General features: G+C 65.1%; 16 protein-coding genes and 1 pseudogene. 10 read left to right on the top strand and 7 right to left on the bottom strand.

Annotated elements, in window-relative coordinates; genetic code table 11:
- Positions 1-54 precede the first annotated feature (54 nt).
- The 6 genes from CG716_RS21305 (at position 55) to CG716_RS21280 (ending at position 7,147) form a co-directional block, all read left to right on the top strand.
- Positions 55-657, top strand: coding sequence for a hypothetical protein (locus tag CG716_RS21305; protein WP_094483104.1), 603 nt, complete (start codon positions 55-57; stop codon positions 655-657).
- 71 nt (positions 658-728) lie between these two features.
- Entirely contained in the window at positions 729-1,718 is a 990-nt protein-coding gene (locus CG716_RS21300) for a phospholipase D-like domain-containing protein (protein WP_094483103.1), read from the top strand.
- Positions 1,711-2,280, top strand: coding sequence for a chromate transporter (locus tag CG716_RS21295; RefSeq protein ID WP_094483102.1), 570 nt, complete (start codon positions 1,711-1,713; stop codon positions 2,278-2,280). Before CG716_RS21300 ends, CG716_RS21295 begins: the two co-directional genes overlap by 8 nt.
- Complete coding sequence (locus CG716_RS21290; RefSeq protein WP_094483101.1) at positions 2,277-2,822, top strand: chromate transporter; 546 nt, start codon at positions 2,277-2,279, stop codon at positions 2,820-2,822. The genes CG716_RS21295 and CG716_RS21290 overlap by 4 nt, the downstream gene beginning before the upstream one ends.
- Positions 2,823-2,885: 63 nt before the next feature.
- A complete protein-coding gene (locus CG716_RS21285; protein ID WP_094483100.1) occupies positions 2,886-5,258 on the top strand; it encodes a lysylphosphatidylglycerol synthase transmembrane domain-containing protein in 2,373 nt (790 codons plus the stop codon).
- Between the two features lie 32 nt (positions 5,259-5,290).
- Positions 5,291-7,147, top strand: coding sequence for a CocE/NonD family hydrolase (locus tag CG716_RS21280; RefSeq protein WP_094483143.1), 1,857 nt, complete (start codon positions 5,291-5,293; stop codon positions 7,145-7,147).
- 26 nt (positions 7,148-7,173) lie between these two features.
- On the opposite strand, the gene CG716_RS30270 is transcribed toward CG716_RS21280, so the two are convergent.
- Positions 7,174-7,335 carry a hypothetical protein gene (locus CG716_RS30270; protein WP_165774228.1) on the bottom strand — a complete coding sequence of 54 codons (162 nt, stop codon included), beginning with the start codon at positions 7,333-7,335 and terminating at the stop codon, positions 7,174-7,176.
- A 261-nt stretch (positions 7,336-7,596) separates the two neighbouring features.
- A pseudogene (locus tag CG716_RS21275) lies at positions 7,597-7,884 on the bottom strand (thiolase C-terminal domain-containing protein); the annotation flags it as partial.
- A gap of 300 nt (positions 7,885-8,184) precedes the next feature.
- On the opposite strand from CG716_RS21275, the gene CG716_RS21270 reads away from it, so the two are divergent.
- From CG716_RS21270 to CG716_RS21260, 3 genes are read left to right on the top strand one after another with little or no spacing between them, the layout of a single operon-like run.
- Positions 8,185-9,969 carry a flavin-containing monooxygenase gene (locus tag CG716_RS21270; RefSeq protein WP_094483099.1) on the top strand — a complete coding sequence of 595 codons (1,785 nt, stop codon included), beginning with the start codon at positions 8,185-8,187 and terminating at the stop codon, positions 9,967-9,969.
- Positions 9,966-11,549 carry an SDR family NAD(P)-dependent oxidoreductase gene (locus CG716_RS21265; protein ID WP_094483098.1) on the top strand — a complete coding sequence of 528 codons (1,584 nt, stop codon included), beginning with the start codon at positions 9,966-9,968 and terminating at the stop codon, positions 11,547-11,549. Before CG716_RS21270 ends, CG716_RS21265 begins: the two co-directional genes overlap by 4 nt.
- Positions 11,546-12,421 carry an amidohydrolase family protein gene (locus CG716_RS21260; protein WP_094483097.1) on the top strand — a complete coding sequence of 292 codons (876 nt, stop codon included), beginning with the start codon at positions 11,546-11,548 and terminating at the stop codon, positions 12,419-12,421. The genes CG716_RS21265 and CG716_RS21260 overlap by 4 nt, the downstream gene beginning before the upstream one ends.
- Before the next feature lie 105 nt (positions 12,422-12,526).
- On the opposite strand, the gene CG716_RS21255 is transcribed toward CG716_RS21260, so the two are convergent.
- From CG716_RS21255 to CG716_RS21235, 5 genes are read right to left on the bottom strand one after another with little or no spacing between them, the layout of a single operon-like run.
- On the bottom strand, positions 12,527-13,456 hold the full coding sequence (locus CG716_RS21255; RefSeq protein ID WP_094483096.1) for an LLM class F420-dependent oxidoreductase: 930 nt from the start codon (positions 13,454-13,456) through the stop codon (positions 12,527-12,529).
- Positions 13,456-14,610: a thiolase family protein gene (locus CG716_RS21250; protein WP_094483095.1), complete on the bottom strand. Its 1,155-nt coding sequence runs from the start codon at positions 14,608-14,610 to the stop codon at positions 13,456-13,458. The genes CG716_RS21255 and CG716_RS21250 overlap by 1 nt, the downstream gene beginning before the upstream one ends.
- The gene (locus tag CG716_RS21245; protein ID WP_094483094.1) at positions 14,607-15,038 is read right to left on the bottom strand and encodes a Zn-ribbon domain-containing OB-fold protein; all 432 of its coding nucleotides are present in this window, start codon (positions 15,036-15,038) and stop codon (positions 14,607-14,609) included. The genes CG716_RS21250 and CG716_RS21245 overlap by 4 nt, the downstream gene beginning before the upstream one ends.
- A 49-nt stretch (positions 15,039-15,087) precedes the next feature.
- Positions 15,088-16,569 (bottom strand): aldehyde dehydrogenase, encoded by a 1,482-nt coding sequence (locus CG716_RS21240; RefSeq protein WP_094483093.1) that lies wholly within the window; start codon positions 16,567-16,569, stop codon positions 15,088-15,090.
- Entirely contained in the window at positions 16,566-17,534 is a 969-nt protein-coding gene (locus CG716_RS21235; protein ID WP_094483092.1) for a Rieske 2Fe-2S domain-containing protein, read from the bottom strand. Before CG716_RS21235 ends, CG716_RS21240 begins: the two co-directional genes overlap by 4 nt.
- A 294-nt stretch (positions 17,535-17,828) precedes the next feature.
- On the opposite strand from CG716_RS21235, the gene CG716_RS21230 reads away from it, so the two are divergent.
- Positions 17,829-18,641, top strand: a complete 813-nt coding sequence (locus tag CG716_RS21230; RefSeq protein WP_094483091.1) for a FadR/GntR family transcriptional regulator — start codon at positions 17,829-17,831, stop codon at positions 18,639-18,641.
- Positions 18,642-18,653: the final 12 nt, after the last annotated feature.

Genomic DNA, 18,653 nt, shown 5'->3' with positions numbered 1-18,653 from the left:
CTCCGCTAGCCGTCTACGGTGTGACGAGGGTCGAGGCCAGGAAGGCATGGCGAGATGAGTACAGGCGATCAGGCGTTAGCCGTGAAGCTGATGCTCGGGGTTACCGCCGCGATCAGTGTCGCACTCGCCGGGTCGGCAACTGCGGTGGCCGATCCCGACCCGGGCGACCTGCCGATGCCACCTGCGCCGGCGGGAGCAGTTCCACGCAATGCGACCGTGGGCAGCGTCCTTGCGCAGGACGGCGCCCCGTCGGTCGGGCCGCTGGGGTTGCCCGACCTGTCCGCCTATGCCCCTGGACTTCTGCTGGGCCAGAACCCCGTTCCGTCTGCGCCGGGAGCATCTGGCGCGGTGGCGACCCCGGACCTGTACGCGTTCAACAACCAATATCTGCTGCCGCAGAACGTCTCGCCCGCTGCGCCCGGGCAGGGTGTTCCCGACGCCGGGATCGGGCCGACCGCCGACCAGCCTGGGACCGGCCGGCTGGCGTTCCTGCGCCGCCTGCACGGTATGTATCAGGGCGGCGCCCTGGACGGTGCACTGCTGGGGCAGGTGCCCGACGAGCAACTCGGCGAACCGCTACCGGGCACTGCGCCGGGCCCCGGCATCTATGTCCCGCCCGGCCTCGGGTCCGGCCTGGCAGATCCGGCCGCACCGTGATCGCGACGCATGTCCAACATTCACCCTGCGGCAAAGTGCCGAGGGGGTTCTGGTGCTAGCATCCGAAACCTATGCCTGCTAACGCCCCGCGCGTAATCGTCGAGCCCGACGACGGTTTGGACCCGGTCCACGATTTCATCATGAGCGCGCAAAGCTCGCTCCTGATAAAGCAATTCACTTTCACCGAACCCGGCCTGATGGAAGCGGCGATCGACCGGAAGAAGGCCGGAGTCGACGTTCGGATCATGCTGAACCCGCAACGGTCCGGTGGCGACCGGGCGAACGACGAGAGCTATGAGGCGTTCAAAAGCGCCGGTATCGACGTTCAGTGGTCCAGTCCCAAATTCTATGTGACACATGAGAAGTCGATCGTCGTCGACGAAAGTGCGGCGATGGTCGCCACCTTCAACCTGATGATCAAGTACTTCACCCTCACCCGCGACTACGGGATCATCACCCATGACCCCCAGCACGTGGCACAGATCGTCGACGTGTTCAACGCCGACTGGGAGCATCGCGACTTCACCCCTCCCTCATATGAGGGGCTGCTGTGGAGCAACTCGAATTCCCGTTACCACATGGCGCGTTTCATCGACACCGCCCAGCGCCGCCTCTACATCCAGCACCCCAAGTACGTGGACGCGGTCATCCTCGACCACATCGCTGCGGCCGCTCATCGCGGTGTGAAGGTAAAGGTGCTCTGCGGCGGTAAGCACGGCATCAGCGAGTGGGACATCCTCGACACCTTCGCCTCGCTGCGGACCCTGCGCCGGCTCGGGGTCAAGGTGCGCAAGCAGAAGAATCTGCGCGTGCACGCCAAGTTGCTCATCGTCGACGACTCGAGCGTTCTCGTCGGATCGATGAACATCGACCGCAGCGCGTTCGACCTCCGCCGCGAACTCGGCATCACCACCGACGACCCCGATGTCGTGGCGCGGCTGGGCCAGGTCTTCCAAAGCGACTGGGAGATTTCGCACCACTACGACCCGCCGGACCCCCTCGAGCAGAACCGTCCCGCGGAGGACGAGTTCCCACACGACCACGATCTGGTTCATGAGTGAGCCCGGCCCAACCCTGCAGAAGGCCTCTCTTCTAGAGGTCGCCCGCACGTTCAACCACGTCGCGGTGGCGTCATTCGGGGGCGGGCTGGGAGCGTGGTCGCGGGAGATCGTCGTCGTCCGTAAGAAGTGGCTGGGCGAGGAAGAGTTCCTCAGCGCCATGACGATGTGCCGGATCGTGCCCGGCGCCAATCAGGTGAACCTGGCGGTCTTCGTCGGAACCAAGATGAGGGGTCTTGCGGGCGCTATCGCGGCCCTGATCGGGTTGTGCCTGGTGCCCGTCGCGATCGTTCTCACGCTGGGCTTCATCTACTTCACGTTCAAGGAAGTGCCCGCGGTCAAGGGCGCGCTGCACGGCGCCTCAGCGGCCGCGGTCGCGCTGACCCTGGCGATGGTGATCCAAACCGGCCAGAAGTGCCTCAAAGGCCTGATGCCGATCGCCTTCTTCCTGGCCAGCTTCATTCTCAACGGCCTGGTGCGCTGGCCGCTGCTGGAGACGCTGGCGATCCTCGCGCCGCTGAGCTTGATCTGGGCCTGGCCCAGGAAGAAGCCGGTCGCGGCATGAAGACCTTCCTGGCGCTCATCGGCATGTTCGGCTCGCTGTCGCTGCTGTCGATCGGCGGCGGCAACACCGTGCTGCCCGATATGCACCTGCAGGCGGTGACCGGTCACCACTGGTTGACCAACTCTCAATTCGCCGATATCTTTTCGATCTCCCAGGCCGCGCCGGGGCCGAGCATCCTGATCGTGGCGCTCGTCGGTTACGCGGCCGGCCTTGGTGTGGCCGGGGTCGCCGGCGGCATCGTCGGCGGTGTACTGGCCACGGTGGCAATGGTGGTGCCCGCGGCCACCCTGATGTACCTGATCACCCTGTCCTGGCAGAAGGCCCAGAAATCCAAGTGGCGCTACGCGGTCGAAAAGGGCTTCGCCCCGTTGACCGTGGGACTGATCCTGGCCAGTTCACTGGTCATGAGCAAGGCCGCCGACCACGACTGGCGGGCCTACCTGGTCACCGGTATCGCGACGCTGATCTTCGTGCGGACCAAGACCAACCCGCTGATCGTGGTGGGCGCCGCCGCCCTGCTGGGATACATCGGCTTCGTCTGACGGGTAACCGCGTCCGAGCCACCAATAAGGCGTTCGCGCGGCAACTCGGGATAAGTTTCAGCGATGCGAGTCGACGGGCGCGAGGTTGTCGTTTCCGGCAACGTGCTGCTCCCGCTGACCCGCCGGACCAACGACATCGTCCGGCTCGGGCTCGCGACGGTCTTCCTGGCGATCATCATCACCAGCTCACTGATCACCCGCAACGACTGGGTCGGTCTGGAGAAATCGGTGTCGCGGATCGTCGGGGTGCTCACCCCAACGCAATCCAACCTGGTCTACCTGGCCTACGGCGTGGCGATCCTGGCGCTGCCGTTCGTGATCCTGATCGGACTGATCGCCGCGCGGCAGTGGAAGCTGTTCGCCGCCTACGCGGCAGCCGGGTTCCTCGCCGTGTTCTCACTGTCGATCACCGGCAACGGGATCGCTGCCCCACGGTGGCACTTCGATCTGTCCGAGCGGCTGTCGACCACCCTGTCGCAGTTCCTCGACGACCCCCGCTGGATCGCGATGCTGGCTGCCGTTCTGACCGTGTGCGGTCCGTGGCTGCCAGCGCGCTGGCGCCGGTGGTGGTGGACACTGCTGCTGGCGTTCGTGCCGATACACCTGGTGGTCAGTGCGGTGGTCCCGGCGCGTTCACTCCTCGGGCTGTCCGTCGGCTGGTTCGTCGGCGCGCTGACGGTATGGGTGGTGGGCACCCCGGGTCTGGAAGTCCCCCTCGACGGGGCGGTGCGGGCGTTGTCCCGCAGGGAATTCCTGGTGACCTCGCTGACGGTGGTGCGCCCGGCCGCGGCCGGACCGCTGGAGTTGTCGGCAGCCGACGACGCCGGCTCACGCGTGGTCGTCGAGATGTACGGGCCCAATCTGCGCAGCGGCGGTGCGCTGCGCCAGTTCTGGCGGTGGCTGATCTTGCGTGACGCCGAAACCGCGCCACTGCAGGCTTCGATGCGCCGCGCCGTCGAACACCGCGCCTTGATGACGATCGCCGTCTGCGATCTCGGGGTGTCCAACACCACCACGATGGCCGTCGCGGCACTGGAGCGGGGGTGGACGCTGTATGCGCACACCCCGTCGGTCGGTGTCCCGATCGGGGCGTCCTCCGACGAGGCTCTGGTGACGGCGATCTGGGGGTCGCTGGGTGTGCTGCATCATCACCAGATCGCCCACGGCGACCTGCGTTTCAAGGAGATGAGCGCCGACGGTGGCAAGGTGTTGTTCGGGGGCTTCGGCAACTCGGAGTACGGGGCGACCGACGAACAACTCCAGTCCGACATCGCCCAACTCCTGGTGTCGACGACCGATCGGTTCGGCGCCGACTCGGCTGTCCGGGCCGCCGTCGACACGCTCGGGAAGGAAGCCGTCCTCAAGGCGTCTCGGCGCCTCACCAGGGCAGCGGTCCCGGCACGAATTCGTAAGTCGGTCAACGATCCCAAGGGTGTCATGGCCGCGGCGCGCGACGAGGTCAAGCGGCAGACCGGGGCCGACGAGATCAAGACCGAGACCATCACCCGGTTCACCCGCAAGCAGGTCATCCAGCTGGTGCTGCTGGTCGCACTGGTCTACGTCGCCTATCCGTTCATCAGCACCGTGCCCACGTTCTTCAGCGAGTTGCGCAACGCGAACTGGTGGTGGGCGCTGCTCGGGCTTGCGGTGTCCGCGCTGACGTATATCGGTGCGGCAGCGGCATTGTGGGCGTGCGCGTCCGGGTTTGTCAGCTTCCGCAACCTGGTCATCATGCAGTTCGCCAACACCTTTGCCGCGACCACCACACCGGCCGGCGTCGGCGGGCTGGCGTTGAGCACGCGCTTCCTGCAGAAGGGCGGGCTCGGCGCGCTGCGGGCCACCGCGGCGGTCGCGCTGCAGCAGGCCGTCCAAGTGATCACCCACGTGACCCTGCTGATCTTCTTCAGCGTCGCCGCCGGCGCCACCGCCGACCTGTCCCATTTCGTGCCGAGCACCACGATGCTCTATCTGATCGGCGGCGTCGCACTGGGCATGCTCGGCACCTTCCTGTTGGTACCTCGGGCGCGCCGGTGGCTCGGCACGGCGGTCCGCCCCAGGATCCAGGAGGTCGGCACCGAGCTGCTCGAGCTGATTCGCGAGCCCAAGCGCCTGGCGATCATCGTACTTGGCTGTGCCACAACAACTCTCGGGCAGGCGCTGGTACTGTGGGCTAGTATCGAGGCCTTCGGCGGCGACACCACCTTCGTCACGGTCACCATCGTCACCATGGTCGGCGGCACCCTCGCGTCGGCCGCACCGACCCCCGGCGGCGTCGGCGCGGTGGAAGCCGCCCTGATCGGTGGACTGGCCGCCTTCGGGGTGCCCGCCGCCGTCGGCGTGCCCGCAGTGCTGCTCTACCGGGTGCTGACCTGCTGGCTGCCGGTGTTCGCCGGCTGGCCGATCATGCGGTGGCTCACCGCAAGAGAGATGATCTGAGGGTGCCGACGACACGGGTTCTGGCGGTCATCATGGCGCTGGCACTCGTACTGACGGCGTGCGGTTCACCACGCCCGCCGGTCGCGGACTCGCCCTGGCCGCCGTCGAGTGGCCGGGGCCCGTGCGGGGTCAGCAAGCAAACCGACGTGGCGGCACGGATGCGCGACGGCACGGTGCTTCGCGCCGACGTCTACCGGCCGGACACCTCCGACGCCGTTCCGGTGATCCTGATGCGCACCCAGTACGGCAAGACCGGCGCGCAGGTCCAGCCGTCGCGCTACCAGTCCCCCGACTGGTTTGCATCGCATTGCTATCTCGTTGTCATTCAAGATGTTCGGGGGCAAGGCACGTCGGAGGGGACCTTCAGCGAGTTCACCCATGACCGCGACGACGGCTATGACTCGGTAGAGTGGGCGGCGGCACTGCCAGGATCAAACGGCAAGGTCGGCATGTACGGCTCGTCGTATGTCGGCGCGACCCAGTGGCTGGCCGCGACGAGCACGCCGCCGCATTTGGTCACCATCGTGCCGGCCAACACCGCGTCGGACTATTACGACGGCTGGATGTACGAGGGCGGCGAGTTCCGCCTGGCGTTCGTGCTGCCCTGGGCGATCGGGCTGGCCACCACTGCCGCGACCAACCGCCGCGACGACGTCACCGCAGCGGCACTGACGGCCGCTGGAGCCGACCCCACCCGTTGGCTCGACTTCCGGCCGTACCGCTCGTTGCCGGTGTTGCAACCCGCCAATCCGGCAGTGGCGCCGTGGTATTTCGACTGGATCGCGCATTCGTCACGTGACGAGTTCTGGCGGCAGTGGAGCATCCGCGATCGCTACCCGGCGGTCCGGGTGCCGGTGCTCGACGTCGAGGGTTGGTATGACGCGTTCCTCGCCGGCGGCATCGAGAACTTCAGCGGGATGGTGAATTCGGCTGGGACACAGCAGGCCCGGACCAACCAACGACTCGTCATCGGCCCGTGGGACCACGTGGACTGGGGCCGGTCGGGTTCCGAACCCGCTCCCCTGCTGAAGGATATCGGCAGCGGGGGGGAGAGTCCGATCAACCAGCTGATGCTGGCCTGGTACGACCACTTCCTCAAGGGCGTTGACAACCATGCGGCGGGCACGCCGCGGGTGGACTACTTCTTGATGGGCGCCAACAAGTGGAAGTCGGCGGACAGCTGGCCGCTGCCCCACACGCAGTGGAGAAGCTATTTCCTGTCCGGAGCCGGCCAGATGGATTCGCGCACCGGCACATTGAGTTCGACAACACCCCAGGCCGACCAAGCGCCTGATCGCTACCTCTACGACCCGACCGACCCCGCACCGAGCGTGGGCGGGCATTCGTGTTGCGGTGCCCAATCCGGCCCGCAGGGACCCTACGATCAGACGCCGGTCGAGCAGCGTTCCGACGTCCTGGTCTACAGCAGCGACCCGCTTCCGACCGACACCGAGGTGACGGGACCGGCGACCGTCGACCTGTGGGCGTCGTCGTCGGCGGTCGACACCGACTTCTCCGCGAAGCTGATCGTCGTCAAGCCTGACGGCGACGCGATCAACCTCAACAACGGCATCCTGCGCACGGCATTTCGAGACTCCTTGTCCGCACCGAGGCCGGGCGTTCCGAACCAGCCGTACGAGTACCACATCGCGATCTGGCCGACGAGCTATCTGTTCCGCGCAGGCGACCGGATCCGACTGGAGATCTCCAGCAGCGATTATCCGCAGTTCGCCCCCAACCCGAATACCGGTGAACCGTTCGGGCAGAACGCGACGACCGTGCCCGCGACGCAAACCATCCTGCACGACGCGAACCACCCGTCGGCTGTGGTGCTGCCGGTTATTCCGGCGGGAGATAGGGGATCAGATGAATTTCCGCTGCGGGGCTAGAGCCCGAGCACGAGGATGACGGAGCGCTATCGAGGCCGGACGGTGTCGGCGGCCATGCCAATGTAAATGGCGTACGCGGCCGACATTGCGATCTGATCGATCTTGTCTGCGTCTCCACCTAGCTCGCGAACTTGGTCGGCAATCGCATAGCGGATCAGGTCGACCGAAGTAATCATGGATTCGCTCATCGATGGTCCCCGCTCACTCTCTCAAGTGCGTGCTATTCGCTTTCAGCTGTGAGGCAAAGCCAGAGTGCCGCAACTACGAAGAAAGCGACGTATACGACTTTGCCCAACTCGATCACCGTAGCTCCGATCTCCAACAAGTACCTGAGACCGACCTTAGAGTTCGAAAGTTAGATTAACTAGTAGCTTTGCGCTTTCGTTACCGTGAGATCGGACGGGCATGCTGTGGCCTGTGGCGCAGGTCACGTTATCAACCGGCTATCGCTACAGCGAGAGGATGGTCGCCGAGGTTGTACCGGGCGCGCCGAACACCTGGGCGATGCCCACCCGCGACTGTGTCGGAACCTGGCGCTGACCGGCCCGTCCTCGCAGTTGGCGTAGCAATTCGTGAACCTCGCGCAGTCCAGACGCGCCGATGGGCTCACCGTTAGCGATCCCGCCGCCGTCGGTGTTGATGGGAAGTGAACCGTGGATCTCCGTGGCGCCGTCAGCGAGCAACTCCTCTTGCCCTCGTCCGCGCACAGGCCGGGTGTCGGCCATGTGGATGACCTCGCCTTCGGTCCCGGGCGCGCCTATCAGCGAGGCCGCGATGCTACACAGATCCTGCCAGGCGTAAACCCAAGAATGAGTGCGATCCTCTGTCGACAGCCGGTGCGCGTGGCGCGCCAACCGGATCCTGGACAGCGATATCGACAAGTGCCATCGCTGATCCTGTGAGCGAATGGGCTATTTCGCGTGCTTCTGACAGACCGATCGGCAGACATGGGCGGCGTTCGATGTTTGTGAAGGTAGTTTACATCTGGCATATGTTTTGTAACATGTGTACGGCATACCGTTCACGTAGGGAGACCCATGGCCTTCGACCCCCAAGTCGTGCACGCGAAGTACCGTGCGGAGCGCGACAAGCGTCTCGTTGCGGGCCGTACCGCCATCCGCGATCTGAATCATGACGAGTACGTCGCCGGCTATCGGGTCGACCCGTTCACGGCGTACACCGCGCGCGAGGGCATCACCGACGATCCCGATGTGGTGATCGTCGGCGGCGGCATAGCTGGCCTTCTGGCAGGCGCACATCTGCGCAAGGCGGGCGTACGGCGTATCAGGATTGTCGACCAAGCCGGCGGCATCGGCGGGACCTGGTATTGGAATCGCTACCCGGGCGTGATGTGCGATGTGGAGTCCTACCAGTACCTACCGATGCTCGAAGAACTCGACTACATTCCCAGCCGGCGCTACGCCTACGGCGAGGAAATCCGGCTGCATCTTCAGGCGGTCGCCGATCGCTTCGACCTCGGCTCCGATGCCTTGTTCCACACCGGTGTCACCCAGGCGATCTGGGATGAAGACGCGGGTCGTTGGACGGTTCACACCGACCGCGGTGATGTCCTGTCGTGCCGCTATTACATACTGGCTGCGGGCATCCTCAACCTGATGAAGCTTCCGGCCATCCCGGGAATGGACGAGTTCGCAGGTCCTGCATTCCATACTGCGCGATGGGATTACGACTTCACCGGCGGTAGTCCAGGCCAAGCGCTGACCAATCTCGGCGACAGAGTCGTGGCGCTGATCGGAACGGGAGCAAGCGGCCTGCAGTGCCTGCCGCCGCTCGCCGAGGCGGCCAAGCACGTCTACGTTTTCCAGCGCACCCCATCCGCGATCGGGGTTCGGGGCAACCGACCTACCGATGATTCGTTCGCCGAGGGGCTGCAGCCGGGATGGCAGAAGGCGCGGATGGACAACTTCCAATCGATCATGTTGGGTCGGCCCGTCGATGAGGATCTCACCGACGACGGTTGGACCCGCCACTACGCCGCGGTCCAGAATCCGCCGCGGCACAAGGGCATGAGCACCGAAGAGTTCATGCGGGCCGCAGAGGAACTTGACTTCGGGATCATGGAGCAGCACCGGCAACGGATCGATGAGCTGGTCCATAAACCCGACGTCGCCGCGGCACTCAAGCCGTACTACCGCTATCTCTGCAAGCGACCCTGCTTCCACGACGAGTATTTCGACGCCTTCAACCGCGACAATGTCACGCTCATCGACTGTCCTGCCGGCATCGAGCGGATCACCGAACAGGGCCCCGTGGTCGGCGGACAGCAGTACGAGGTGGACGGCATCGTGTACGCCACCGGATTTGAAGCGGAGGTCACCCCGCTGCCTCGCCGCATCGGCCACAACGTCATCGGACGAGGCGGCATCTCCCTCGCCGGCAAATGGGCCGACGGCGCCGCCACTCTGTTCGGCATGACAAGCCACGGGTTCCCCAACATGTTCGTCATGCCCGCCCCGGGCCAACAGTCGGTGGTGACGGTCAACTACACCCAGCTCGCCGAATTCGGCGCCGAATTCGTCGCGGGTCTCGTGGCGGTGCTCGAGGAACGGGGCGTCCGGGTGTTCGACATCAACCCCGCCGCGGAGGCCGATTGGATCCAGCAGATCGTGGACACCTACGTCGATCCCAGCGCTGTCTTGTCGGCGTGCACTCCGTCACGCCTCAACAACGAGGGCGACCCCGGTGGCATACGCGCACGGGATACCAACTTCGGGCGAGGTTTCGGCGACTTCTTCGCATACCGGGAATTGCTGCAGGGCTGGCTCGCATCGGGTGACCTCGAAGGCCTGGACCTGACATGACCGATCGGCAACGGGTCGTCGTCGTAACCGGTGGTGGCGGCGGAATCGGTGCCGCGATCGCCGAATCGGTCTCGCGTACCGGTGCTTTTGTGGTCACAGTAGACCCGCTGGTCTCCGTCGACGGCGCGCAGAGATTGCCTGCCCCCCAACAGACTACGGCCGACCGCATCGTGGCCGCTGGCGGAGCCGCCCGGTCCTCAGCCGTGTCCGTGACCGATGAATCTGCCATCACCCAGCTATTCGGTGAGCTGGCCGATGAATTCGGTGGGCTGGACGCTGTCATCAATGTGGCCGGTATCAGTCGCCCTACTGGCTTCGCGACCGGCTCTGACCAGGATTGGCTCGACGTGCTGTCGGTGCATCTGGACGGCTACCGCAATGTCCTCGGGGCCGCGCTTCCGCAGATGGCCGCAGCGGGCCATGGGCACATCCTCGGGGTAACCTCAGGATCAGGCTGGCGCGCGGCCGACTCTGGCGCCTACAGTTGCGCCAAGCGCGCTGTCGCATCGCTGACGTGGCAGCTGGGCCGTCACGCACCCGATGGTGTTGTGGTCAATGCCATTTCGCCGATCGCTGCAACCCGCATGGTGGCCGCCGCTCTGGCACGCACACAGAAGGCCAACACACCGTCGACCGGTGGGCTGTCGCTGGGCGCGATGCCAGACGCCGACGACCTCGGCCCGATTGGCGCACATCTCGTCAGTGAGACGTTCGCCTCATGCCACGGGCGAGTGCTGTTCCTCGGCGGCTCTGAAGTGGCAGTGATCGACGAGCCGCGCTTGATCGAGGTGGTGCAGGGCGACGAGGTGACTGCGCTGGGCCGGCTGCTGGAGGTCGCGACCACCATTGTGCTGGCACCAGCCGAGGCGGATCAGGTCAGCGGCGGAGGTAGCAACGTCAGGTTGGGGTCTGCCTTTGACCCGTCACCGAACGCGGACGTCCCTGTCCCCCATACCCAGTCATGCGCAGTCGCCGCCGGCCGGCCGGACGTGGCCGCAGCCATATCATGTGCTCTCCACGCGCGTGGCGTGACTACTCATCAGATCGAATCCGCTGCTGCCCTGGCTGACCTTGATGGACTCGACGCCGTGGTGATTGCTCCCGCGGGTCGGCCCGTCACCGCGGGCGGGTCGCCCGGGTGGGCGCGCGTCCTTGACGAGCACGTCGGGATCGTGGAGGACATTCACGCTGCTGCCCAGTGGTCGCGGGCGGTGGCCGACGTGTCGATCAGCAGCGGCCGACAAATCCGGCTGGTGACCATCAATGATGGCACCACCGGCGGTGGCCGTAGCCGTGCACAGGCCTCGGCTCAGCTCGCAAGGTCCGGCCGGCAGGCCACCGGCGATCTCGTCATACCGTTCACAGTGAGCGTGGAATCCGACGACATCCCCGCTGAACTCATTGCCCACCTGGTGTGCAGTGACGCGACCATTCCACTCGGTGGTGCCGAATTGGTTTCTGGTGCAGGTTGGTTCGGACTGCGTAGCCACCCGCGGCCGATAGGGAGCATCAGTTTCGATGGCCCCGAAGTGCCCCGCTGGTTCGATGAGACACTCCGGGAAGTCGTGCAGCCGCGATGACCACGCCCATACCGAGGCCGCACCGCATCGTCGATGCCCATGTGCACCTGTGGGATCCGGCCCGAACCGATTGGTATCCCTACCTTTCGGGCAAGCGTGAGTTGAACATGGGCGATGTTTCCACCATGTCGCGCCGGTTCGATGCGGCCACCTACTTCGCGGAGTCCGCGGGCTGGAACGTCGAGAAGATCATCAACGTCGCGGCCGCCACCGGCTGGAACTCGATAGACGAGACCATCGAATTGGACCGACAGGCGAACGTGGCGGGTCACCCTGATGTGATCGTCGGCGGACTGCCACCCACCGAATCGGTGACGGAAACGGTTGCCGCTCTTGATCGGCAGCTCGCGGCACCACGGTTCCGGGGTGTCCGCCCGATGGGGGCCGCGGAGGGTCCGCTTCCGCCGATAGAGGTGCTCCGCGCGCTCGAGGAGCGGGACCTTTTGGTCGAGGTGATGGTCCATCCCGATCTGCTGCTGCCGACGGCCAGGCGACTGGAGTCCAACGACTCACTCGTCGTCATCATTGAACATGCAGGTTGGCCGCGAAACGGGTCAGAGGAGGAAAGTGCCCTCTGGACCGAGGGAATGAACGCCCTGGGTAGCCTTGGCGACAACGTGCTGTGCAAGCTCTCCGGTTTGGCCGTGCCCCTTGGTTCGATGACCATCGAGGTGTTGGCGCCGTGGCTCGAATACGCGATCGAGGCGTTCGGCGCCGACCGCTGCATGTTCGCGAGCAACTCCCCCGTGGACGGCATGTGCGGCACCTTCGACGAGCTGTATTCGACCTATTCGGCCGTTGCCGCCCGCCTCGACATCGACGCTCGTGACAAGATCTTCGCCGGCAATGCCGAGCGCGTCTATCGCTGTTAGTTTCTGCGTTGGCGCCCTTGCCCATCCTCGACGCCACTTTGGTTGCGCTGTCCCGCAGTGGTCGGCAGGTGTTCAGTTGACGAAAGTGACTGTAAACGCACCGAGCTAACGTCGAGCACCCTCGGCAACGACTTGCTGACCGAATCGCTCGATGGTTTCGAGTGCATGGGAAAGGGAGTCGCCGGGCACCGGCACCTGCATCCAGGTGACGCCGACGGCGGCAAGTTGTGCGATGCCGTTGAGATAGTCGTCGGCGTTGAAATCGTCGTCCCCGGGACTGCCCCCGCGGAGATTGGTGAATGCGACATCGACTTCGGTCCAGTCACGCCTACACTCGTCGAATCGGCGCCGCAGATCGCCGAGTGCCTCGGCGAGCCGTTCGACGGTATCGAGGGAAGTAGTGCCCGTGGTCTGTGCCAGCCCGGGAGTCGCGGGAAACGGACACCATCCTTGACCGCTCGTTGCCACCCGCTGACGTGCGCGGCCGCTGTTGCCCCCAATCCAGATGGGCGGGTGCGGCCTGCTCGACGGCCGTGGATGGGCGGTGATGCCGTGCGCGGCGAAATGCCGCCCTGCGTAGGAGACGTCGTCACCCGTCCAGATCGCCCGGATGACCTCCAGACTTTCGTCGAAAAGCATGCCACGTTCGTCGTAATCAACTCCGAGCGCAGCGAATTCCCGCTTGAGGTAGCCCACGCCCACCGCAAGGGTGAACCGGCCCCCCGACAGCAGATCCAGCGTCGCGCTGGCCTTCGCCACGAGGAACGGATTGCGGTACGGCAGCACGACGATGTTGGGAATCAAACGCACAGTGGAGGTGCTGGCTGCGGCGAATGACATCGCCACGAACGGGTCCAGCGCGTCATGGCCGCCGGAATCAAGCCACCGCTGGGTCGGTGCAGGGTGATCGGTGAATCCAAGTCCGCTGAATCCCGCTGCCTCCGCGGCCACCGCGATAGCGGTCACCCCCGATCCCGCGGCGATCTCGGCATCGTAGGGATGACCGGTCATCGGGTGTGTCAGGGCGTAACGCATTACAGCGACAGGATCGTGGCCGAGGCGGTTCCGGGTGCGCCGTACACCTGGGCGATGCCCACCCGCGGGTGGGTCGGAACCTGGCGTTCGCCGGCCTGACCCCGCAGTTGCCGGACCAGTTCATGGACCTGGCGCAATCCGGAAGCGCCGATGGGTTCGCCGTTGGCGATCAGGCCGCCGTCGGTGTTGATCGGCAGCGAGCCACCGATCTCGGTGGCGCCGTCGGCGAGCAACTTCTCCTGCTCACCGTCCGCACACAGACCGGTCTCGGCCATGTGGATGATCTCTGCCCCGGCGTCGGTGTCCTGCAGTTGGGCGATGTCCACATCTTCAGGGCCGATCCCGGCCGCCTCGTAGGCGGCCTTGGCGGCGTACACCGTCGGCGAGCAGTCCTCGTCGACGGCCGCCGACGTGGCGTGCACCTCGTACGCTCCGTAGCGACGGGTGCGGATCTCGCTGGCACGCACGAACACCGGGGTGTCGGTGAACTTGTGGGCGATGTCCGCGCGACACATGATGACCGCCGCCGCACCCTCATCGGGCGCGCAGAACATGTACTTGGTCAGCGGGTAGTTGAGGACCGGCGAGTTCAGGATTTCCTCTTCGGAGAGCGTCTGACGCCGGAAGGCGTTCGGATTCAACACACCGTTACGGAGGTTCTTGGCAGCCACCTTCGCCAGCGTGGCCTGCGAGATGTCGTGATCGTGCAGATACCTGTTGGCCTTCATGCCGAAGAACTTGGTCGTGACGAACTGCCCGTTCTCGCCGTACCAGCGTGGCAGACCCAGCGTGGCCGGCTCGTCGGTGAACGCCCCGCGGGGATGTTTGTCCATGCCGATGGCGATCCCGATGTCGTACTTGCCCAGGCGGATCGTGTCGGCGGTCTGCTGAATCGCGCTCGCCGAAGTGGCGCAGGCGTTGAAAACGTTCGTGAACGTGATGCCGGTCAGCCCGACCAAACGCGTCACCGCGTCGGGGTTGGAGATCTCGTGGCTGCCACCGAAGCCGAATTGGATGTCCTTCCACTGCACGCCCGCGTCGTCGAGTGCGAGCTGAATGGCTTCGGCGCCCATCTGCATGGCGGACTTGTCGAACCGGCCGAAGGGATGCAGGCCGACCCCGATGATCGCCACTTCCGTGCTACTGCTTGTCATGGTTGTGCATCCGTTGCCACCGGTCGAAATGCGAAAGTGACAATCTCGTCGCCGTTTTCGTTCGTCGACAACGGCACCATCGTCAGCTCGACCTCCATCCCGAAATTCAGCACCGCAGGATCGCTCTCGGTCAGCCGGCCTTCGACGCGCACCACATCGCCGAGCTGCACCAGTCCGACACCGAAAGCAGTGAAGTCAGCACCGGTCGGCCCGGCGTAGGGTGGCCCGGGTGGAAAGCCCTGGGTAGTCCAGGCAATGACCTTGCCGCGGCGCGGCAGCAAAACGTCAGACATGTTGCCGGCGCTGCATTGTGGGCAGCGTGCCTGGGACGGAAAGGTCACGGCCTGACACGCGCCGCAGCGGCTGCCGATGAGCTGCGGGTCATCGTCGGGCCACGTCGAGATCTCCGGGGCGAGCGCTATTGCCATCTGGCGTCCTTTGGGCTGGGCCGGGAGTCCGGCATTTCGTGAATGTCGCTCAGTCCTGAGCGTGTTCGCCATCCGTCGCCAGGGCAGGCAGCGTGCCTGCGCTCACGACGGTCTGCAGCTCGGTGTATTCGGCCAGGCCTTCCTCACCGAATTCGCGGCCGATCCCCGACTGTTTGAAACCCCCGAAGGGACTGGCGATGTCGAGCATGTACATGTTGATGCCGTAGGTACCGGTCCGGACCCGCCCGGAGATATCCAGCCCGCGGGCAACGTCCTTGGTCCAGACTGACCCCGCGAGTCCGTAATCGCTGTCGTTCGCGATGCGCACGGCGTCGTCTTCGTCACGGTATTTGATCACCGTCAGCACCGGGCCGAAGATCTCGTCTCGGGCGATCGCCATATCGTTGGTGGCGTCGACGAACAGGGTAGGCCGGACGAACCATCCGCGCTCTCGCGGCGAATCATCGCCCCCGACAACCAACTTCGCGCCTTCATCGATGCCGGTGCGGATATAGGACTGCACCCGGTGCTGCTGGCGTTGCGAGACGAGAGGGCCGACCTCGGTGACGGGATCGGCTGGGTCGCCGATCACCAGCGACGACATCATGTCCGCGAGCCCGTCGACGAGTTCGTCGTGCCTGCGTTCGCTGACCAGGATGCGGGTCTGGGCCACACACGCCTGGCCGTTGTTCATCAGACTGGCCATCTTGAGTCCGGCCACGGTCTTGTCGATCCTGGCGTCGTCGAGCACGATCGCCGCCGATTTACCGCCCAGTTCGAGGCTGTACCGCTTGAGTTGCTCCCCGCACACCGATGCGATATGCCGACCGGTCGCCGAACTGCCGGTGAACGCGATCTTGTCCACACCGGGATGACGCACCAGCGCGTCGCCGGCTTCCCGCCCACCGGGAACGACAGACACCACCCCGTCGGGCAGGCCGGCTTTTTCGACCATCTCGGCCACCCAGAGGCTGTCCAGCGGTGTCTCCGGTGCCGGCTTCACGATCACCGTGCATCCAGCCACCAGTGCCGGAATCAGCTTGGGCATCAACAGATTCTGCGGAACGTTCCAAGGGATGATGATGCCGACGACCCCGACGGGGACGCGACGAAGATGAACCTCACCCAAAGTGCCCCGACGGCGTTCATTCCACGGAAAGCTGCGTGCGGTCTGCACCGCCAAGCGCATCAACGTCGCCGCGCCTGCCGCTTGCCCCAACCTGCTGAAGCTCGCCGGCGAGCCCATTTGCGCGGTGATCAGGTCGGCCATCTCGTCGATGTGTTCGGCGTAGATCGCCGCCAGGCGTTCGACGGCGTCGATCCGCTCTGCCACCGCCAGCCGTGGCCATGGGCCGTTGTCGAAGGCATCACGCGCGGCCAGCACGGCGCGCTCGATATCGGCACCCGAACCGGCAGGGACATGCGCGATGGGCTGTTCGGTATACGGCGAGATCACCTCGATGCGCTCAGCGCTGGACGGCCTCTGCCATGAGCCTCCGATGAAGATCTGGTCGTAGGAGGAAACTTTCACGAGCTCACCGTCTCGGCGCTCGAGTACGACTGCAGGGCCCAGTTCCGGAACTCGGTGATAGCGCGTTCACCCCGGGCCAGCGCCGGCTTGTCACGATAGATCTTGGCCTCCCAGATCGGAATGTCCTGCTCGATCTGCTTGCAGAAGTCGCGGGCGAAACCCATTCCCAGGCGCGTCTTTTCACCGGTCTCGGGATCGAGCGAGACGAAGAACGTGTACCGGGCATCGACGAGTTCCCCGTCGATCGGGGTGACGGTGAGCACTGTGCAGGACTGACCGAGGCCGCGGTGGCGTACCACATCGATACCCATGCCGAACAATTCGGAATCCACCGCTCCGTTGACCGGTCCGCGCGGCGTTTCGAAGTTGACCTCCGCCACAGCACGGAAATTCGGGCCATCGTGTTCGACGTCGAGGTCGCCGAACGCCGAGACTCCGTGCACGGTCGCGAAATGCGCAATGTCGACCGTGTTCTCGAAAACCTCCTGCGGATGCGAACGAAAAATCCAGCGCGCCTCCTCGGGCGCGTAGAACTCGAACGCCGCGTCGTCAGCTTCGGGGATCTTGGGCAGCTCCCACTCGGGTTCGCCGCCGTCCTCGCTATGCCAGACAAAGATCATCCCGGCGCGCTCCACCGTGGGCCACGCGGTAAGCTTGGCGATTCGGTTGGGGCCCTTGGCATATGGGATCTCGACGTTCGCTCCGTCGCCGTTGAACCGCCAGCCATGGAAGGGACAGATCACGCAGTCCTCGCTGACCTGGCCACCGACCGCGATATCGGCGCCCAGGTGGGGGCAGTACGCGTTGAGGACGTGCGCAGTGCCCGATTCCCCGCGGTAGCAGATCAGTTGCTGGCCGAAGTAGTGCAGCGAGACGATCTCGCCTGGGGCGACGTCGCGACCATAGGCCACCTGGAACCACCCTTTGGGGTGGTTCGAAAAGGGGAACCGCTGCGGCTCCGGCATCGCACCACCCTTTCAGAACGCAGGCCAGATGTCTATCATACTATCATAGTAAAGAAAGACATCTGGGCGCCAATTGTAACCCGGAGATGGTTACCACCATGCCTGACGAGTTACTAGCTGAGACAGTCGAATTCGGTCGCTCCGGGGTGCCAACCGAGATCAATACTGCTAATTTAGTAAGATTACGACAGTACTGGGGTTCGTTGCCATGCAACGGAGATCCCATCGCAGGTATCCGAAGTGACGTGGCCCGCGGCGACCACCGAGCTCCTACATCGCCGCTGGTGGTCACACATGAAGAACGTCTCTGCTGGGCGTGAGACACGGCGCCGGCTGACGTCACCGCGGATTGCGGAGACGGTGGCCGATGAACTGCGCCGCCAGATCGTGGATGGCGAACTCGCCGATGGGGACCTGCTTCCCCCGCAAGCCGTGCTGGTCGAGCACTTCAATGTCAGCCTGGTCTCGCTGCGTGAAGCATTGCGCATCCTGGAGACCGAGGGACTGGTGTCGGTGCGCCGGGGCAATCAGGGCGGCGCGGTGGTGCACGCGCCAACCAAGAACAGCGCGGCATACATGCTCGGGCTGGTGTTGCAGAGCAATCAGGTGCACCTCAGCGACCTGGGCGATGCATTGCGCGACCTCGAGCCGTCGTGCGCCGCGCTGGCCGCTCAGCGCGCCGACCGGTTCCGAACCATCGTGCCCGAACTGCGTCGGATCAATACCGAGATGGCCGAGCGCCTCGACGACGGACCGTCATTCACCGATCTTGGCCGGCAGTTTCACGACGCGGTGGTACGCGGCTGCGGCAACGCCACCGTCACCGCCGTGGTCAGCAGCCTCGAGGCGCTCTGGAGCAGCCATGAGCAGCGCTGGGCCGAAAAGGCCTCGGCCTCCGGCGAATACCCGTCGCCAACACAGCGCAAAGCGGCGCTCAAGGCCCACACCGCATTGACGGACGCCATCGAATCCGGTGATGCCGAGCGGGCCCGGCGGGCCGCGACCCGCCATCTGGCCGACGCGCAGACGTTCGTGTTGTCCGATGACGCGAGTACCCGGGTCATCACCGCCTCACCGCCACAGGCGTTGGCGCGCTGGCGTTCGTAGCAATCGACGGGA

It is taken from the genome of Mycolicibacterium sphagni, assembly GCF_002250655.1.
Classification (GTDB): domain Bacteria; phylum Actinomycetota; class Actinomycetes; order Mycobacteriales; family Mycobacteriaceae; genus Mycobacterium; species Mycobacterium sphagni.
Note: the sequence above shows the minus strand (reverse complement) of the source record. Positions and strands in the feature narration are given on the sequence as shown.

Coding starts and splice junctions, on each gene's coding strand:
- CG716_RS21305 (WP_094483104.1), top strand. CDS start 55: ATGAGTACAGGCGATCAGGCGTTAGCCGTGAAGCTGATGCTCGGGGTT.
- CG716_RS21300 (WP_094483103.1), top strand. CDS start 729: ATGCCTGCTAACGCCCCGCGCGTAATCGTCGAGCCCGACGACGGTTTG.
- CG716_RS21295 (WP_094483102.1), top strand. CDS start 1,711: ATGAGTGAGCCCGGCCCAACCCTGCAGAAGGCCTCTCTTCTAGAGGTC.
- CG716_RS21290 (WP_094483101.1), top strand. CDS start 2,277: ATGAAGACCTTCCTGGCGCTCATCGGCATGTTCGGCTCGCTGTCGCTG.
- CG716_RS21285 (WP_094483100.1), top strand. CDS start 2,886: ATGCGAGTCGACGGGCGCGAGGTTGTCGTTTCCGGCAACGTGCTGCTC.
- CG716_RS21280 (WP_094483143.1), top strand. CDS start 5,291: ATGGCGCTGGCACTCGTACTGACGGCGTGCGGTTCACCACGCCCGCCG.
- CG716_RS30270 (WP_165774228.1), bottom strand. CDS start 7,335: ATGAGCGAATCCATGATTACTTCGGTCGACCTGATCCGCTATGCGATT.
- CG716_RS21270 (WP_094483099.1), top strand. CDS start 8,185: ATGGCCTTCGACCCCCAAGTCGTGCACGCGAAGTACCGTGCGGAGCGC.
- CG716_RS21265 (WP_094483098.1), top strand. CDS start 9,966: ATGACCGATCGGCAACGGGTCGTCGTCGTAACCGGTGGTGGCGGCGGA.
- CG716_RS21260 (WP_094483097.1), top strand. CDS start 11,546: ATGACCACGCCCATACCGAGGCCGCACCGCATCGTCGATGCCCATGTG.
- CG716_RS21255 (WP_094483096.1), bottom strand. CDS start 13,456: ATGCGTTACGCCCTGACACACCCGATGACCGGTCATCCCTACGATGCC.
- CG716_RS21250 (WP_094483095.1), bottom strand. CDS start 14,610: ATGACAAGCAGTAGCACGGAAGTGGCGATCATCGGGGTCGGCCTGCAT.
- CG716_RS21245 (WP_094483094.1), bottom strand. CDS start 15,038: ATGGCAATAGCGCTCGCCCCGGAGATCTCGACGTGGCCCGACGATGAC.
- CG716_RS21235 (WP_094483092.1), bottom strand. CDS start 17,534: ATGCCGGAGCCGCAGCGGTTCCCCTTTTCGAACCACCCCAAAGGGTGG.
- CG716_RS21230 (WP_094483091.1), top strand. CDS start 17,829: ATGAAGAACGTCTCTGCTGGGCGTGAGACACGGCGCCGGCTGACGTCA.